The organism is Microcoleus sp. B9-D4, from assembly GCF_036705105.1.
Taxonomy (GTDB): Bacteria; Cyanobacteriota; Cyanobacteriia; order Cyanobacteriales; family Microcoleaceae; genus Microcoleus.
Genome location: NZ_JAUBTS010000005.1, coordinates 1 through 18119 on the forward strand (window position 1 = coordinate 1; position 18119 = coordinate 18119).

General features: G+C 46.8%; 17 protein-coding genes. 1 reads left to right on the forward strand and 16 read right to left on the reverse strand.

The window, feature by feature from the left end:
• Positions 1-10: 10 nt before the first annotated feature.
• From QUB24_RS04185 to QUB24_RS04260, 16 genes are all read right to left on the reverse strand, one after another.
• Positions 11-553 (reverse strand): hypothetical protein, encoded by a 543-nt coding sequence (locus QUB24_RS04185; protein ID WP_333150948.1) that lies wholly within the window; start codon positions 551-553, stop codon positions 11-13.
• A 193-nt stretch (positions 554-746) separates the two neighbouring features.
• Positions 747-1067, reverse strand: coding sequence for an element excision factor XisI family protein (locus QUB24_RS04190; RefSeq protein ID WP_333150950.1), 321 nt, complete (start codon positions 1065-1067; stop codon positions 747-749).
• A complete protein-coding gene (locus tag QUB24_RS04195) occupies positions 1055-1471 on the reverse strand; it encodes a XisH family protein (protein ID WP_333150953.1) in 417 nt (138 codons plus the stop codon). The genes QUB24_RS04190 and QUB24_RS04195 overlap by 13 nt, the downstream gene beginning before the upstream one ends.
• Before the next feature lie 43 nt (positions 1472-1514).
• Complete coding sequence (locus tag QUB24_RS04200; protein WP_333150955.1) at positions 1515-2705, reverse strand: GIY-YIG nuclease family protein; 1191 nt, start codon at positions 2703-2705, stop codon at positions 1515-1517.
• Positions 2698-4773 carry a DEAD/DEAH box helicase gene (locus QUB24_RS04205; protein ID WP_333150957.1) on the reverse strand — a complete coding sequence of 692 codons (2076 nt, stop codon included), beginning with the start codon at positions 4771-4773 and terminating at the stop codon, positions 2698-2700. The genes QUB24_RS04200 and QUB24_RS04205 overlap by 8 nt, the downstream gene beginning before the upstream one ends.
• 179 nt (positions 4774-4952) lie before the next feature.
• Positions 4953-5186, reverse strand: a complete 234-nt coding sequence (locus QUB24_RS04210) for a DUF2281 domain-containing protein (protein WP_333150959.1) — start codon at positions 5184-5186, stop codon at positions 4953-4955.
• A gap of 64 nt (positions 5187-5250) precedes the next feature.
• On the reverse strand, positions 5251-5535 hold the full coding sequence (locus QUB24_RS04215; protein WP_333150961.1) for a type II toxin-antitoxin system RelE/ParE family toxin: 285 nt from the start codon (positions 5533-5535) through the stop codon (positions 5251-5253).
• A complete protein-coding gene (locus tag QUB24_RS04220; RefSeq protein WP_333150963.1) occupies positions 5532-5762 on the reverse strand; it encodes an addiction module protein in 231 nt (76 codons plus the stop codon). The genes QUB24_RS04215 and QUB24_RS04220 overlap by 4 nt, the downstream gene beginning before the upstream one ends.
• Before the next feature lie 107 nt (positions 5763-5869).
• Positions 5870-6124, reverse strand: coding sequence for a type IIL restriction-modification enzyme MmeI (locus QUB24_RS04225; RefSeq protein WP_333150965.1), 255 nt, complete (start codon positions 6122-6124; stop codon positions 5870-5872).
• 92 nt (positions 6125-6216) lie between these two features.
• A complete protein-coding gene (locus tag QUB24_RS04230) occupies positions 6217-6672 on the reverse strand; it encodes a type II toxin-antitoxin system death-on-curing family toxin (protein ID WP_333150967.1) in 456 nt (151 codons plus the stop codon).
• A 3-nt stretch (positions 6673-6675) separates the two neighbouring features.
• Positions 6676-7689 carry a DNA-binding protein gene (locus tag QUB24_RS04235; RefSeq protein WP_333150969.1) on the reverse strand — a complete coding sequence of 338 codons (1014 nt, stop codon included), beginning with the start codon at positions 7687-7689 and terminating at the stop codon, positions 6676-6678.
• Between the two features lie 2 nt (positions 7690-7691).
• Positions 7692-10484, reverse strand: a complete 2793-nt coding sequence (locus QUB24_RS04240) for a DNA methyltransferase (protein WP_333150971.1) — start codon at positions 10482-10484, stop codon at positions 7692-7694.
• A gap of 196 nt (positions 10485-10680) precedes the next feature.
• Positions 10681-13641 (reverse strand): excinuclease ABC subunit UvrA, encoded by a 2961-nt coding sequence (uvrA, locus tag QUB24_RS04245; RefSeq protein WP_333150973.1) that lies wholly within the window; start codon positions 13639-13641, stop codon positions 10681-10683.
• 73 nt (positions 13642-13714) lie between these two features.
• On the reverse strand, positions 13715-14158 hold the full coding sequence (locus QUB24_RS04250) for a retroviral-like aspartic protease family protein (protein ID WP_333151295.1): 444 nt from the start codon (positions 14156-14158) through the stop codon (positions 13715-13717).
• 119 nt (positions 14159-14277) lie between these two features.
• Entirely contained in the window at positions 14278-14904 is a 627-nt protein-coding gene (locus QUB24_RS04255) for a 7-carboxy-7-deazaguanine synthase QueE (RefSeq protein WP_333150975.1), read from the reverse strand.
• A 357-nt stretch (positions 14905-15261) separates the two neighbouring features.
• Positions 15262-15960, reverse strand: a complete 699-nt coding sequence (locus QUB24_RS04260) for a class I SAM-dependent methyltransferase (protein ID WP_333150977.1) — start codon at positions 15958-15960, stop codon at positions 15262-15264.
• Positions 15961-17138: 1178 nt separating this feature from the next.
• On the opposite strand from QUB24_RS04260, the gene QUB24_RS04265 reads away from it, so the two are divergent.
• Entirely contained in the window at positions 17139-17909 is a 771-nt protein-coding gene (locus QUB24_RS04265; RefSeq protein ID WP_333150979.1) for a hypothetical protein, read from the forward strand.
• The last annotated feature ends 210 nt before the right edge of the window (positions 17910-18119 follow it).

The window sequence follows — 18119 nt, forward strand, 5'->3', positions numbered from 1 at the left end:
ACATCTTTAATTATCCACTAATTATGACCTCAATTTCCTGAGTATTTATACTGACTGCATAAGTGTTATGCTCCCGAACTAACTCCTCCAATCCTTGCTCGGGAAATTCTAGAATTTCACCATTTTCGGATAGTTCATATCCCTCTCTATAGTCACACAAGAGCTGATTTATTCTATCTCTAAATTCTTGCTTACCAGTCTCCCTATCGAAGGTGTCATAAGAATCTCCATGATTACTCCATTCATCGTATCGATGAATCGGCTTAGAAACACAATCGTAAAGAAACTCGATGACATCAAACAAGTCATCCTCTGAATAATTATTACATTTTTCCTCAATTGGCCATAAGTCAGGTTTCTTGAGCTTGATAAACATTTGTGCTTCTATATCAGCACCTAGCTTGCCTGGAACATCTCCAGAGTTTTCATAAAAATAATCGTTCTTTAGAAAATCAAGATAAACAGCTTTGAAAAGTTTAACGAACATGGGTAGCTCGTAGCGACTCGCCTCATGATTTTTGCCAGTACGATTAGAATAGTATTTTCGACTCATGAACGATTATCCCAATTTTGTAAATATATCCGGAGGGGCGAAGTATTCGCACCTATATTCTATCAATTATACGACGTATTTTAATTGTATGGTGCGTCAGGTGAGTTTCTTAAACGATTATTGAAGGTTTAAATATCTGACGCACCTTACTAATAACGTGCTATCTCATCATTTTATCACAGAATATTTGTCTCTAGGAATAGTTGGTGGCAAGGAGTTTTCGGATGCTGGGGGAGCGAAACCCAAAAATGATATCTTGAGAAAACACACCGCGTTGAATCAGTTCTCGATCGATGTAGATTTCGGTACTGTTGTGTTGAATCCAGATTTGATTTTCGATGATATCGAGCTGCATGGCACACCCATAGATGCGATATTCGTCGCGCCATTCGTTGTGCATGACGAGGTATCGATCGCGGGCGATATCGAAGATTAACTGAGCATTTGCGTCATTTGTAGAAAAGTCTTCGAGAAAGTCACAAACAATTTTGCGGTATTCGTTTAGTCTATCCATTGGTCGATCGCCTCACGAGTTGGATTGTAAACAATTAGTCGGATTTCATAACGTTCGATGACAGTTTTTGCGGGTTCAAATCTGAGAAACATTTGGTAGGTATCGGTGGGTACTGCCAGATACAGGACACGTTCAGGTTCGCTAGAGACTTCGATGGCAATGCGATAGTTGAGGAATTGACCGAGGGCAGTGTGGAATTCAGAAATGGTCGAGCCACCTGCCAAACTTTTGACTTCTACAGCTATTTTACGTCCTTCTTTTTCAGCGGCGATCGCTTCTTCGGCTGCAAGATCGATGTAGACATCAGCAACACCATAGCGTAACTGGTAGGGATCGTGGGTAATCTTCCAGCCATCTTTTTGTAGGGCGATTTTGACCGTGTTGTGGAAGATATCCTTTGCCATTTTTAGTTTGGGTTCTAATTGGACGTATTCCCCTTAGATAGCATTACGATCGCGTGAGACTTGCTGTTTCCCGATCGTACCGGAATTGATCGAGGGTTCCTTCTTTGATTTTTTCGATCGCCTCCTCAATGACTTCTAGTGGAACGAGGAACCACTCTCTTGGCTGCACTGGTATACCGAAGCGATCCTGTAATTCCAAATCCAATCGAGCGCTGGCGAAGAACTTCTGAAGGAGTGCCTCAAGTCGCTTCCGGTTCATATTTGCCAGTTTGAATTTTGCGACGATTTCCACATCTGCTAGCAGATAGGTGGGGTCTTTCTTGGCGTTGGCAATTCGGCTTTTTACGTCTCCTCCGGTGACGCCGATCTTGTGAATAATAAACCGATTCTCAGCAATGAAGGGATGATCCGATTGGCTCCTGAGCACGTAAATATAGCCCGTCGGTAAGTCGTCTGCTGCTTCAATATGGGAAAATAGAGGGCCGAAATCTGGGGTGGTGATGCGGCGGCTGGCCTTGTCTTTATTTAAAGCACGCTGGAGCGATCGCAACAGCAAATCGCTCTCGGTGGCATTGTCATAAACCACCCTCAGCCGGCAGTCCGATCGCCCATAGTCGCTGACAAATGGCTCACCCATATCGACCACCATCACCTTCTGCCCATCAAGGATGAACAAATCACCTTCCTTTACAGCCGCATAGTCCTGGTATTTGATGGTTTGCCGTTCCCCCGACTGCAATTGCCGTTGCACTTTGTCAAAGATGGGTTTGAATTCATCAAAGTCCTGGCAGGGAGTCCGTTGGGCTATTTCCTCGGCTGCTTTGATTTCGCTGCGCGATCGCACATGAGTAAGCTGGGTAACGTCGTTCTCTGAGGCTGCATCGACTCCCAGGGAGGCCAGCAGCGCTTCATCTGTCAGATTGCTTTCTGTGATCAGGCTGGCATCAGTCTCAGCATCTAACAGTCTGCGTGAGTCTAGCGGTTCCAAGACTGCGCGACATTCCTCCGATTCTCGTAGGCGATCGAGCCGTACTGCATAAAGCCGCTCGAAGATATCCCGATCTTCCCCATGCTGGGGCAGTCTGCCATATTCTTCCACAAACCGCTCGATCTCCTCAAAGCCTGCGACGATCCGCTCTTCTCTGGCAGAACGCTGGCCGGAGGGTTCGGGGGTCATGTCCATGCCCAATTCACCCAGCAATTCCAAATCATCATCGGTGGTGTACTTAGGCATTAGTTTCCTCCTTTACTTTGCGTTGCAGGAAGGCAACTCCTTCTGCCATCCGTTTTTCCCAGGGATCGACTGCTGTGAGAGAGGGCAACCTGCCTTTTTCTTGCTTGAACCGCAGCGCCCGTTTGGCTAATTCCCGCGCTTCTTCCACGCTAAGGGTTACTCGCTTAGCCGCAATGACTTCCGCCACCTGCTTGAGCCGTTCTTCGCTCATGGATTTAGCCAGAATGGCATAGGCTTCGCCAAAGGGATTGATGCGATCGATCAGATCCATATCGAGGTCTGTTACCGATAGGGCGAACTTCCTCACCCCATCGAGGAGTGAGGTGTTTTTCGCTGCTTCCCCACCACCAGGATTTGTGGCATACTGCCCACCACTTTCGTTCATGGTTTTTTTAGCTTGTTGGACGAGGGTTAGGGCGGCGATCGCGTGTTGGCGGACGGCTTCTCGATCTTCCGCTTCTAGATTGGGGAACTTCTCTTTGACGATTTTGCCCATGCGAACTTGGGTTAGTTCTTCCGGCACCAGTTCTTCATCAAATAGGCCGCGCTCGATCGTTGGCTTATCTTGGACAAATGCCGTCACCAGTTCGGTCAAGTCTTCGCGGCAGATGCGTTCGGCTTCCGGGCTCTTGGGTTCGGCTAATCCCTTAATTTCCATTTGAATGAGGCCTCTCTCTGGATTGATGCCCACGTTGCACTTGCCAGGATTGTAACCATCTTCCCCGTAGTCGAAACCGGGTGTTGGTTGATTGTCGGGGCGCTTGGGTTTGAACTCGAAGCGCGGCGCGAGCACTTGCTCCATCAGTAGGCTGGCTGCAATGGCTTTGAGCGTGTCGTTCACTGCCTCGGTGACGGCAGATTCGGCGGCATCCGGCTCGGCTATCAGGTTGGTGAACCGAGCGCGGGTTTTCCCTGGTGCATCGCGGGTGGCGCGACCGATAATCTGAATAATCTCGGTCAAACTGGAGCGGTAGCCGATCGTCAGGGCGTGCTCGCACCAGATCCAATCAAAACCCTCTTTCGCCATGCCGAGGGCGATGATGATGTCCACACGATCGCGATTGTTCTTCTGGGTGGGGTCTTTTAGGGCGGTGGCGACTTTATCCCGTTTGGTGGGGTCGTCGTCTACGAGATCGGCAATCTTGAGAATTGTGCCGTCGGCGGTTTTGACGAGTTGAAATCCCGTCTTGGGATCGGTGCCTTGCCATTCGCCCAGTTCCTCGATGATGTGCTCCACCTCGCGGATCTTGTCCTTCGTACTTTCGCGGGAGTTGACGTTGGGAATGTGCAGGATGGTTTTCTCTTTGGGGTTTAGCACCTGCACGATCTCGTCGGTGTAGCTACCCGCGTAGAAGTAGTAGCCGATGTCGAGTTGCTTCAGGTATTGGTAGCCGTTGAGCTGTTCGTAGTAGGTGTAGGTGACGGTATCGAATCGGGATTCGTCTTCGGGGTGCAACACAGCTTCGGCATCGCCGCGAAAGTAGGAGCCGGTCATGGCTATGATGTGGGTTTTGTCGCGGGCCATGAGTTGGCGGACCCGATCGCCCAGCTTGTTGTCTGGGTTGGACGAAACATGGTGAAATTCGTCTATGGCGATCAGGCGATCGTCTAAGACTTCGATACCGAATTTGTCCACGGCAAAGCGGAATGTGGCGTGAGTGCAGACCAGAATTTTGGCACCGCTGGCTAGAAACTTCTGTACCGCGCCCACTTTGCCGCCGTCGTTTCCCGGTGCGTCGCAGAGATTCCACTTCGGTTCAACTTGCCAATCGGCCCAAAACCCAAACTGACTCAGCGGCTCATCGTGGAAGCTGGAGCCGATCGCCTTTTCTGGCACGACGATGATAGCTTGTTTGAGGTTTTGGTTCTCTAGTTTGTCCAGGGCGATGAACATCAATGCGCGACTTTTGCCGGAGGCGGGGGGCGATTTGATCAGGAGGTATTGTTCGCCGCGCTTTTGGTAGGCGCGTTCTTGCATGGGGCGCATACCGAGGGCGTTGGGGCGGGTGGAGGTGCCATCCTGGGCGTAGGTGACGGAAACTGAGGGAATCGCGATCGGTTTGCTCATCGGAATTTTTTTAGATATTTTTGTGCTAGAGCTGGTTTAAGAGTTCTGTTTATAGTGATTAACTTGTTCAAAGAAAGAATACCGGGACTGAAGTCCCTCACGCGGCTTCCCTCTCAGGACTGCAGTCTCTGAGTTTCCCGCATCCGATATTAATTTGATGAGAATTTTCACGGGATGGCTTACTGGTATTTTTGGGTGAGATAGTCGGAATATTCTGCTTGTAAGTCATCATCGCTAGGGGCTGAACCGGGACGTTTTGCGATGCCCCGGAGTCCGGTGAGAGTGCCGGGGGGGATAGTTTGACGGGGGGAGAGTTGTTTTTGGTGGAGAAATTCGGCGAAGTTGAGGACTTCGTTGATTTGGCTTTCTGGGAGAGTTTGGATAAGCTGGTAGAGTTTTTCGGCGGCTGTCATGATTTTTTGGGCGGTGAATGGGTTATTGACAGGTTTGTACTTGAATTATTGCTAAAGTCCATTTTCAGAGGCGATCTTTCCAGTAGCTTGGATCGCGACGACAACTCACGATCGCCGCAATCACGATTCGATCGGGATAGACTCGATACAAGATGGCATAGGAAAATTTGAGGGTCAAATAACGACGAATCTGACCTTCAACGATCGGCCAGCGCTCTGGTGATCCAATAATTTTAAATATGGCGTTTTCTATCGTGTCGATGAAATCCTGGTGTTTGTCTTGTTGGGCAAAAAATTGCACAGCCTCTGCATATTCTTGCAGGGCGACTGGGTGAAATTCATATTTCATTGCTTTGAGAGTTGCCGTATTTGGGCTAAGGCAATATCTCCGGGAATGGTTTGAACTGCGCCGCTATCAATTTCGGCAATGCGTTCTTGAGCTTTCTGCACACCTTCTAATAAAATATCTCGATCGATTTGTCTTTCCATGCTCTCCACAATTTTGTCAATGAGGATAGCTTTGGCTGCATCTGGTAATGCAGTTGCTTCTGAAATGAGTTGGTCTAGGGTTAGCATTGGCTCGTTTGGCTATAAGGGGCTAGTCTGATTTTAACATTCTGTATTTAACGGGTCATTTTGGTAGCTCGTAGGCGCAAGCCGGGGCGCAGCCATCGCACTTCTCCTCATTTACCTCCTTTAGGTTTGGCAGATTTTTTCGATGATGCCTGCTGACTGGTCATTTTTGTGTACAATTCAAACAGTTTTTCCAGGCGCTCGGTATCGTTTTTGAAGCGGCGACCAATGTAGATTCGTTCCAGGATTTCGTCATTACGATCGAGCAGCGACTTCTTTGGGGTAGCGTGGTCTGCGCGGAGGTTGGGGGGCATGGTTTCGGGGTGACTCCCATTTGCTTTTAAGCACTTAAATCCTTCATTCATAAGGGTTTTAAGCTTTGGAGCTTCGTCATGTGGATTTGCATTTAAGCACTTTTACGCCCAAAAAGGGAGGTAACGACTCTGTTCTAGCTAAGCTAACCATTAGAATCAATATCGCCCATGACAGCAAGCGCCAACTTAAACTTAAGTTCTTCACTGAAATCTTCCTCGAAAATAAGAGACTCAATCAGTTCACATAAAAACTCTTTAGAAATTTTTCCTTCTGCTACCCAGACGGCGATATTTTCCATTTCTAGGACAAACTTTCTTACCACAAAATCGTAACCATTGAGCTTTAGAAAATAAGCTCCCAATGCAATACTAGAGCGTTTATTTCCGTCATAAAAAGCATGAAACTTGTTGACAGCAAAAACTAGGTGAGTTAATTTGTGGTGAATCTCAGGATAATAGAGATCGTTTTGAATATGTTCTAATGCGCTCTCTAGTAGACTCGGATTATTAGAACCCGGAAATCCGCCTGAGTTTTCGATAATCCAATCATGCAGCTCGATCGCATAGTGAATGTCAAAGTAAAAAAAATCTGCTGCCATAACTTACCGATCCTTCAATCGCTTAAATACAGCCAAAAGAGCCGGATCGGAAAGTTGCTCTTCTAAAGAACGGCTGGTTTCTCCTAAAAATTTATCAAAGTCGCTCTCTGGAACACTTTGGATATAGGCTTCTAATTGTTGATGCAGAGCATCCCGAAACCCTAGATCGCGACTGGCCATTTTGATGCGGGCATCTTCAATAATGGGTTTTAGGTAGGGGTTTTCCTCTGCCGCTTCCAATAGCGAATCAACCTCTTTTTGTTTCAGCTTTCGTCCCACCTTTTCTGACTCGGCTTTCAATTCTGCTGCCAAACCATTCTCTAGGCTGGCAATGGCGATGAGAACTTCGGCATACATGGTATCACGGGGACAATCGTTTTTACCCAGGCTTAATATCTGCTTATATTCTTCGGCTTTCTCTCGGAAAACAATCTGATACACTTTGTTGGTGTAAATGCCATACTTAAATTTACCCATGTCGAGGTAATTATCAAGGGCATCGGTAAAGGTTTTACGATAGCTAAATTCTTGATAGACTGCTGGTAAGTAATTGTTATCTCTCTGGTTAATATATTTGGTATGTCCGCCTGCCCGTTCTGCCATTACGTCAATGACGATATCTAAGATGCGCGATCGAATTGCACGGGCCCGATCGCTCTCCACTAGCACCATTGCTAGATTTAGAGTCGCCCGGAAGGTGAAAACCCCTAGGACTGTGGTTTTGGTACCGTAATCAGTTACGGTAGCATCCATCAAAGTCTTGAACTCTCGAAGTTTCTGACCTCGTAGCACCCTATAGCCATTAGTCTTCAGCTCATCGTTGTGACTGGATAGATACTTTTCAATTGTACTTTCGCTGATACCGAAAATTTCAATCAGTTGTTGTTTTGTAAATAGCAGTTCTTCTTCATAGTAAGTGCCTCCTAATCCTAAGTATTCTTCTATTTTTTCTAGGGCATAGCGATTGTTGAGGATATTTTGGCGATCGAGTGGCGATGAAGTTAAATCTTTTGCCATTATCATTTTTCTCCTTTGGTTTTACGTTTGGCAGACTTGTTGAGGGGCGCTGGCTGTGCGGTCATTTTTGTGTACAATTCAAACAGTTTTTCGAGGCGTTCGGTGTCGTTTTTGAAGCGGCGACCGATGTAGATTCGTTCCAGGATTTCGTCGTTACGATCGTGCGCTTCCCTAACCAGAGGGAATTCGGTGTCCATACGATCGCGATCGTACATATCGGCGATCGTGGCTGGGAAATAGTGCTCTCGCGCTAGCAGGATGTCTTCGGCGCAGCGGGTGAGGTCGGCTTTGTTTTGGTCGGTGAGGGTGGGGACGGGGAAGGTATTCCAGCCGAGGGTGTTGGAGTAGCGAAAATCGGTTTTTAACTTGCCACAGACGGTGGCGATCCAGACTAGGTGAAGGCGTGAGGCGATCAGTGCCATGTTCCAGAGTGGGGCATCGTAAAGGGCGAATGCAAGATTGCTCAGGACACTTCGGTGATCGAATAATGAAACTGGCAGGTACTCTCTATTCTCAGAAGATGCGCCGCCAACACCAACCGTATGATACTTAGCTCGGCCTGCCAAATACACAAATCTGTGTGGGCGATTTGCAAACTCTTTCGTTGAATCGAGGGGACTCACAGTTCGCATTTCAGAGACCTTCTTCAACCGAATTCTGATCTCAGGAACTGACATTGCGATATCTAAATCACTGTCCTCAATCCAAAGGCATTTTCTCTGATTTCCTTTAACTAATTCATCGGTACCGATATAAGGTCGAATGAGGCTGTGGATTTCTGTATAGGAACCAGAAAGTTTTCTAGCATCTTCAGGTGAGAGCAAGAGGTGCCCACCATCGCGTGGCATACTCCCCATAATCATAGAGGGTAAAGTTGAAATTGGTTTCGGTTCTGTTTCTACAAAAATATCGGGAGTCGCCAAAATGTATGGACTGATATTAGAAACAACTTGTAACTGCTCCTCCTCAAATATTTTCTTCTCTTGTTTGTTGGAAGTAGTAGAAACACCAACGATATTCACCGTAACTCCAGCGTTATTTGCAGCAAGATTTGCCCACTTAAAAGGTCTGTAGGCGAACACGATTTGAGCATTGCCGCTTAGGAGAAATTTCCAGAGAACCGATACCTGTAGTCCTTCACAATTTGAGCTGGTACACACAAAGGCGAAAGTGGCAGGCTGATTTGCTATAAACTCCGAACCTTTCAAGAACCAGCCAGCCACATAATCCAGAGATTTCCATTTTTTTATCTTTTTACCGCAGAGCTGCTCCAAATCGGATTTTTGTTCATCCGTCTGTTTACGGCTTCCATAGTACGGGGGATTTCCACAGATATAAGTCTCTCCGCCCTGATTCTCAAAATCAATCTCAGCCTGTTTCAGCGGCGTACTAAACAAATCATTCGCCACTAACTTCACCCCCGTTCCCGTCGGCGGACAAAGACTCAACCAATCCAACCGCAAGGCATTCCCACAGGTAATCCAGTTATCATCCTTCAGCGGCAAAAACTCCGCCAGCGCCAGCTTTGGCCCTCGATACATCACATCACATTGATACTCCGCAATAATCAACGCCAACCGCGCAATTTCACAGGAAAAGTGACGCAATTCAATTCCCCGAAAATTCGTCAGCGGAATCTCAGACTTGCGATCGGGCTCACCCCGAAGACGATTAATCTCCCACTCAATCTCGCGCATTTTCTTATACGCAATCACCAGAAAATTCCCCGATCCACAAGCCGGATCGAAAACCCGAATTCGCGCCATCCGTTGCCGCAAATTCAGCAACTTGCGGGCGTTGTCCCCCGCCGCCTCCAATTGCTCCCGCAAATCATCCAAAAACAGCGGATTCAATACTTTGAGGATATTCGGCACACTCGTATAGTGCATCCCCAACGCACCCCGCTCTTCATCATCCGCCACCGCCTGAATCATCGAGCCGAAAATATCGGGATTAATCTTTGTCCAGTCCAGATTGCCAACATGAAGTAAGTACGATCGGGCAATCTTGCTAAAACGCGGCACCGCCACCCCACCCGAAAACAGCCCTCCATTCACATAGGGGAATCTATCTGCCCAATTCCGAATCTTCGCCGCCTCCCGATCCTTAAGCGGCGTACACATCGCCCGAAACATCTCTGACAGCACCTCGTGCGTATTCGACGAATCACTCGCACTCATTTGTTCGATCGTGGCAGTGAAGAGGGCATTGCTGTGAAAGATATTCGTATCCTCCGCAAAGAAACAGAAGATTAGTCGCGCCATGAAGTGATTTAACGCTTCCCGGCGATCGGCCTTGTCCCACTCCGGGTTCTCCTTCAGCAGCTCGACATACAGGCGGTTGAGGCGCCCCGTAGCCTTGATATCAAAGGCGTTCTCACGGATCTGCTTGACTGTCGTAATGCCCGCCAACGGCAGGAAAAAACCGAAATGGTTGTGAAAGTCAGGGTAATCGCAAGCGACTATCTCCCCATCAGCGAGGTTTTCCGCCTCAAAACTTTTGCCATCGGTGGCCAGGATAAACTTAACCTTATACCGAGCCGTCGCCGCACTATCTCGCAACGCGGTGAGGGTGTTTGTCACCTCGCCTTCCGGGCAAACCTTTACATGGATATTGTTACGCTGGAGCACGCCACCGAGATCCGATTGGTTGGAGCCACCGCTTTTGCTTTTGAGCCGCTTGAGAGTCGTCGGCTTGTTACCAAAGGCTTCGAGGAAGGCAAAGGGGAACTCTTCCGAGTCAAAGGGCGCTTCAGCGAGCCTGGAAACTGCTTCTTCGATTTCGACTGCATTCATAGTTCCACCATAGGTAGCTCAGGGGCGGTAGCTCAGAGGTTCCATTATCGCCTCTTAACGCAATTTTGGATTTTACCTTGATTTTCGATTATGGGGGTTGCGATCGCAGCGTTTTGGGGTGGAGGGCGATCGCCTACATCTTTCTTACTCCCCATCAGCATTTCCCTTCATCGAAGGTTAGGTGCTTTAGTGAGAATTAACTAACGGCTACAGCCTCCCCCAAAGGATGCTGCTGCAAAACAGCTTGCAAATATTTCCCAGTATAAGACCTCTGATTTGCCGCCACCTCCTCCGGCGTCCCCGCCACAATAATTTCGCCGCCCTTATCTCCCCCTTCAGGCCCCAAATCTATCGCCCAATCGCAGCACCGAATCACATCTAAATTGTGTTCGATTACCAAAATTGAATTACCCTTATCCACCAATCTTTGCAGCACATTTAACAAATGGTGAACATCATAAAACGACAAACCCGTCGTCGGTTCATCTATCAAATAAAGCGTCTTCCCAGTAGCGCGGCGCGACAGTTCCGTTGCCAATTTTACCCGCTGCGCTTCCCCTCCAGAAAGCGTCGGCGCCGGCTGTCCCAACTGAATGTAACCCAAACCCACATCAACCAAAGTTTGCAGTCTGACGCCCGCCCTGGGAATATTTTTAAACATTTCCAAAGATTCCTCGACAGTCATGTTCAAAACATCAGAAATCGACTTGCCTTTGTACTTAACTTGCAGTGTTTCTCGGTTGTACCGTGCACCCTTGCAAACCTCACACTGCACGTAAACATCCGGCAGAAAATTCATCGAAATCACGTTCACGCCTTGGCCGCCGCAAGCTTCGCACCTTCCTCCTTTGACGTTAAAAGAAAACTGCCCCGCTTTGTAACCTCTTGCCTTCGCTTCAATGCTTTCGGCAAACAAATCCCGAATCACATCAAAGACTCCCGTGTAAGTAGCGGGATTAGAACGCGGAGTACGACCGATGGGAGATTGGTCAATTACAATTACCTTATCAACCACATCCTCTAGAGAGCGTTCCCCTTTAGTTTTGAGGGCGTCCATATCGGGGGGTAAAGGCACTTTTTTGGTGATATAGTGTTGCAGGGAGGGGTACAGCAATTCATTGATTAAAGTGGATTTTCCCGAACCGGAAACCCCGGTCACGCAGACGAGTTTTCCCAGCGGAATTTCTACATCGATATTTTTTAAATTGTTGCGCGTCGCATTGATGATTGAGAGAGCTTTGCCGTTGCCTTTTCTTCTTTCATTAGGGGTTTCAATTACTCGCTTTCCCGACAAATAAGCCCCGGTCAAAGATTCTTCTGCCGCCAGCAAATTTTCTAAACTTCCTTGCGAGATAATTTTGCCGCCGTGCACGCCAGCACCGGGCCCGATATCGACAATATGGTCGGCTGCTCGCATGGTCTCTTCATCGTGTTCTACGACAATCAAAGTATTGCCTAAATCGCGCAATTTTGTTAAGGTTTGCAGCAGGCGAAAGTTGTCTCTTTGGTGGAGTCCGATGCTGGGTTCGTCCAAAACGTAGAGAACGCCCGTCAAACCAGAACCGATTTGAGTCGCCAGCCGAATTCGCTGGGCTTCTCCGCCAGAAAGCGTCATTGCTGCGCGATCTAAAGTCAGGTAATCTAACCCGACATCGAGCAAAAATTGCAGCCTTGCTTTGATTTCTCTGAGGGCTAAATCGGATATTTGGAATTGCCGATCGCTCAATCCCAAATTATTTACTCGTTCGCGGCATTCGCGAATCGAAATACTCGTTAAATCTACAATTCCGTACTGTCCCAACCGCACGGAAAGCGCCTCGGGTTTCAAGCGTTTGCCGTGACAAACCTCGCAAGAGCGATCGACCCGATACTGTTCCAACTTCTGCTTGATCAAATCAGAACCAGTATCGTCGTACTGGCGCTGCAACATGGAAATCACGCCATTAAAATCTCTCCTAAAATCAGTGCTGCCGTCGCGCTTTTTACCTTCTGAGGTGCGCTTGGACTCATTGCCGTACAAAATTACCCGCTGGTGTTCGGGCCTTAATCGATACCAAGGAGTGTCGATATCAAACCCGCAAGTATCAGCAATACTGCAAAGCAAAGAGAGATAATAGGAATTGTCTTTGTCTGACCAAGGCGCGATCGCACAATAAAGAGGCGCTTTCTCGTCGGGAACTACCAACTCCGGCGCAAAAGTTCGCAAACTCCCCAAACCGTGGCAGTTTTGGCACGCGCCGTAGGGCGAATTAAAAGAAAATAACCTGGGTGAAAGTTCCTCCATTACCGCGCCGTGTTCGGGACAAGCAAAGTTTTCGGAAAATACGATCGGCCCCTGTGGTTCGGAATTTTCATCATTCGGTAACTCTTCAATTATCGCAATTCCCTCAGAATGGCGCAAACAAGTTGCCAGAGAATCAACTAAACGTTCTTCTAAACCGGGTTTTTTAATTAACCGATCGACAACTATCTCGATATTGTGCGTTAGATTTTTATCTAATTCGATATTTTCCGAAAGTTCTAAAATTTCTCCGTTAACTTTGACGCGAATAAATCCTTCCGCAGCTAAACTCGACAATAATTTGCGGTGAGTGCCTTTTTTTCCGCGCACAACTGGTGCCAGAAGGTGAAAGCGAGTGCCGTCGGGAAGTGCCATGACTCGATCGCACATTTCATCAATTGTCTGGGGCGCAATGCACCGATCGCAAATCGGACAGTGCGGTTCGCCGGCTCTGCCGTAGAGCAATCTGAGATAATCGTAAATTTCTGTAACAGTGCCAACAGTCGATCGGGGGTTATGAGAAGTTGACTTTTGGTCGATCGAAATAGCCGGACTCAACCCCTCGATCGCGTCCACATCCGGTTTGTCCAACTGTCCCAAAAACTGGCGCGCGTAAGCGCTGAGAGACTCCACGTAGCGGCGCTGTCCCTCGGCAAAAATTGTATCGAAAGCGAGGGAAGACTTACCAGAACCGGAGACGCCAGTAAAAACGATCAGGCGATCGCGCGGCAGTTCCAGATCGATATTTTTCAGGTTGTGCTGTCTCGCACCGCGAACCCGAATCGTATTTTGGTTGTTAGAGTGAGAATTCGTCACATTATGCCCGTTGCGGGATGCACTTGGCTGGCTGTTTGAGGTTTCGGCGCGTTGGGACATGAGAGTAGTGCAAAACAGTGCTTAACCATCTTAGCGCTGCCGATCGAATAGCTGGCATCCAAACTCAAGAATATCAAAGAATTGTCCAATAAGTTTCCGTCGGCCCGTCGGGCAAAACTTTCAATCTTTGATTTTTCAAATCCACTTCAATTCCCAGCGCTTCCATCGGAATCACCCCTAAAAGTGGAGTTTTCCCCTCTGGCAATTCCAAACACTCAAAAGTCCCTTCGCGTCCGCACAGAGAAATCTTGGCATCTTGAAAAATCCTCGCCTCACTAATACCCGTGGCTGTTTCCACAACCACTTGCTTGAGAATTTTCAAACCCAGTCTGGCGAGAACATCTTTAGGCAAACACAAAGTTGTCGCGCCCGTATCCACCAAAACATTTTCTAGAGTAACAGACCTGACTTGCTCGATGGGAATCAGACCATCCTCTGCTTTAGCTTCATCGATCCGATTCGTAATTACTAGGGTTGTGATAACTTTTCCCATTTGATTTTCAGTAGCTGCTTGCATAATTTTCATAATAATAAATTACTGCTTTAATTTTAGCACATATTTCCACGAATTGTAGGGCGAGGCACTCCCCATTCTGCACCGCCTACCTCACGAATAACTCTAGCTAAGTCATCCAATTATTGCACGCCAATAAACTTGTGAGTTTGCAAAGATAGCCTGTAACTATGATTTTGTTTCAGCAATTCCAAAATTATGGGAATTGCTAATTTTTTTGAGTTCCATTCTGGTTGCAAGAAAACCGGAATATTCATATTTTTTTCCAAATGCTTGTGATAAAATTCAACTTCTTCGCCAGTGCTAATCACCAACTTAATTTCATTAGCTCTAGTCCAGAAAAGCTCTTGCACCGGATATTGAGGATTGACGTGTTCTTTAGGAGAAAGAGTAATCCAAGCCTGCGGGGAAACATCCTGCCAGCAAGCACCCGAAGTTTCAATACTCACCTGCTTGTCAGCTTCTAACAAAGCTTCAACTAACTCCGGCAAATCGCGGTGAATGAAAGGTTCGCCGCCAGTAATGACTACCCTCGGAGACTGCAATTGAGCGAGCAATTGGGCGATCGACTGCGGCACAGACGGCAAACCTTTGCCCCCATTTGCGTAGCCTGTGTCGCACCAAGGACAACGCACAGGGCAACCGGCCAATCTGATAAAATCAACTAAAGTCCCCGTCCAATAACCTTCGCCTTGAACAGTACACTGAAAAGTTTCGTGAATTGGTAATTTTAGTTGTAAATTAGACACCCGAAGTTACGCCTCAAATCAATTAATTACGTTGTTTAGATATAATATTCTTAAATTGTTATTTCTTCGCGGTTTGGAGCAAATAAAAACAGTCCTGAACCTATAAACGGGGTTTATGAAAAAAAATTATCCCTTTTATCCCAGAAGCTTGACCCAGCCCAAAAACGGATACCGTGCCACGTACTCCTGTCGTGGAAAGATAAAAATTTTAGACCAAAGTTCAATCTCCCAGATTTATCTGTGGGGTAAATCTAAAATCTAAAATCTAAAATCTAAAATCGACTGACTCAGAAATCCGGTTTCTTCATAGCTTTTGTATGAGTCCTTAGAAATCCACCACAAACCGCAAATAACTCTTTAATTATGCTGTTCAGGTTCCATCAGAGTAGCCCAGCGACGTTTCAATGCCAAAGTCAGCCCGTCAGCAATGGGGACAACACTGAGAGTAACTCTGGGATCGTTACGCAATTTGTCGTTGAAACTACGAATGGCGAGGGTGCTTTCGTCTTGTACTTGAGGATCAGCAACTCGTCCAGACCACAGAACATTGTCAATTACAATTAAACCGCCATTGCGTACAAGTTGCAGCGATCGCTCAAAATAAGCCTCATAATTTTCTTTATCGGCGTCGATGAAGGCAAAATCAAAGGTTCCAGCTTGTCCCTCGGCTATTAGTTTGTCGAGAGTATTTATTGCTGGGCCCAACTGCAAAGAAATCTTATTAGCCACGCCCGCAGCTTCCCAATAGCGTCGTGCGATCGCAGTATATTCCTCGCTGACATCGCAGGCAATAATTTGACCGTTAGGAGGCAGCGCTAAAGCTACGCAAAGCGAGCTATAACCAGTAAAAACGCCAATTTCTAAGGTTTTGGTGGCTCCCATAAGCTGCACCATGAGCTCCATAAACTGACCTTGTTCGGGAGCAATCTGCATCATCCCCATAGGATGCTTAGCAGTTTCTTCCCGTAGTGAAGCGAGAATATCGGGTTCCCGCAGAGAAATAGATAACAGATAATCGTAAAGTTGATGTTCTAGGCCAAGAGTTGAGTTCGCCATCGGTTTGTCCTTGCTGCTGACTTTTGATTTTAGATTGTAGACGCGCAGTTAATGGAAATCGGAGAATGTAGAGTTAATTTTGGCATCTATTTTGCTGTGGCTGATGGCAGGTTGCAGTAGCAGTGTGTCGGTTACACAGAGGCCACTTGCAAAACGCACACTCTACTTCCAAATCAGTTTATCTCAGCCGCAGGTGATTTCGCAGCTCTAGAAAATAAAAATAGATAGAGGGGAGCGTTTTGAGATTCCTGCTTTTCTAGCACTAGCACCGCGTAACGCCGTTAGCGATACCAGTTCAAAAAATGAATGCAACTGTAGACAAGCTGCAAACCCATACATAATCAACTATTCCCCATCTCAAATCTCAAATCTCAAATGGTATGAGTTGGGGAGAATGTGACTTCATCCTGATTACTAAGGAATGAGAATTAAATAACTTCCACTCTTGAAAGTGGGATGGGCGTCCCGCCCGTCCAAAAAAGACGGGCGGGACGCCCATCCCACAAAAACAATTAAAATTGTAAGTTATTTAATTCGCGATCCTAACTAGATGAACTGCGAAAAACATAAGTATGTCATTGCCAGTGAAATGAAGCAATCCCAAAGGTTGTGATTTGTTTACATTTTGTTACATTGTCAAGTTTTTTTGTGTCGTTCTACTTAATCGTCAATGAGTAATTATTGAGGAATTATATCATGTCCGATCGATTATCCCTAATACGGTAGGGGCGGGTTCACGAACAATATCTGCCAATAATTGACAATCTCAAAAACCCGCCCTTTTAATCGATCCCAAACCAAAAAACCGTTTCCTTTAACTATTATGGATGGGTTCAAGCCCGTGTATGTTCCTGGAACAAACCAGGCGTCTGGAAACCCTTGTCTCCCGGAGGATTATTAATCACTAATAAACTGGGTTCAATAGGACGATTTCTTAACTGTCACACCTTATGAACCCCTACCTAAACAACCTACCCCAAATCTCCACTACCTTGCACGATTGAGGTAGAGCAAGTATTTGGGGGGGAAAACAGGTTTATCGCAACCCTTGGCCTGCACTTTTACTCATAACTAATGAACCGGGATTAATAGGACGCTCACTTAACTGTCACAGTTTATTACTCCATACCTAAACCAGCTACCCACAATCAAAACAACATTCCACCAAGGCGATCGCTATGTATTACACTTTCGCAGGTTTTGGTGCCGCCACAGGCATATTTTTGCTGCTAGTTTTTGCCATTCTGCAATGGCTGCACGTCTCCGCCGGCAGTTTTATTGATTGGATAATTGCCATTGCTATTTTTGAATGGCTGTTGCTGATAGTTACAGTTCCCTGGAATATCCACTTTGAAGCTAAAGAAGTTTTAGCGCAAGCCGCAGAATCGACTAAAAAAAACATTGCTGTCGATCAGGAACAAGTCAAATACGTTACTGTATTAGTTAGCCGATCGCTCTTTGTGGCGATCGCACTTCACCTGTTTAGCGCGATCGCACTTTACGCCCTAGCCGCCGCCGGAATTAGTGCTATTGGCTATCTCAGTTCCGCTGCTGCACTGCTGTTAACTGTACTGCGTCCAGCTATCCGAGGTTATCAGTATTTAGCCCAGCGGCTGACAAGTATCCGCCGCCAATTTTTGCACCCCCGTGAAGATATTGTCGAACTCCGCAGCCGCTTTGCACAATTAGAATCTACAGTTAGAGATTTGAGCAATCAATTAAGTTCAGACAATCCGAATTCGTGGGTGGCTGTCCAAAATCGGGAACGGGAAGCTATCAGAAGAGAACTAACTACTGTATCCGCATCTCTACAATCTTTGCAAGCGACAAATCAGGCAGATCACACTAAACTGAGAAGAGATGCAGAAAGTGCGATCGCCCAACTCACCGATGACGGACAATTTCTCAACCACGTCCGCGAAATCATCCGCTTTTTTAAAGAATCGTAAAGTCAGTTGATAGTTGACTGTTGACAGTTGTCTGTTGACAGTTGACTGTTGACTGTTGTCTGTTGTCATTAGTTACCAATGCCCGATGCCCGATGCCCAATTCCCAATTCCCAATCTTTAGATAGATGCCAAATAGTCGCAAATAGTGAAATTTTTAATAAAAACATAATTTTCTCACTCTTGAGGAAGACTCAATAAAGGTATTTTCCC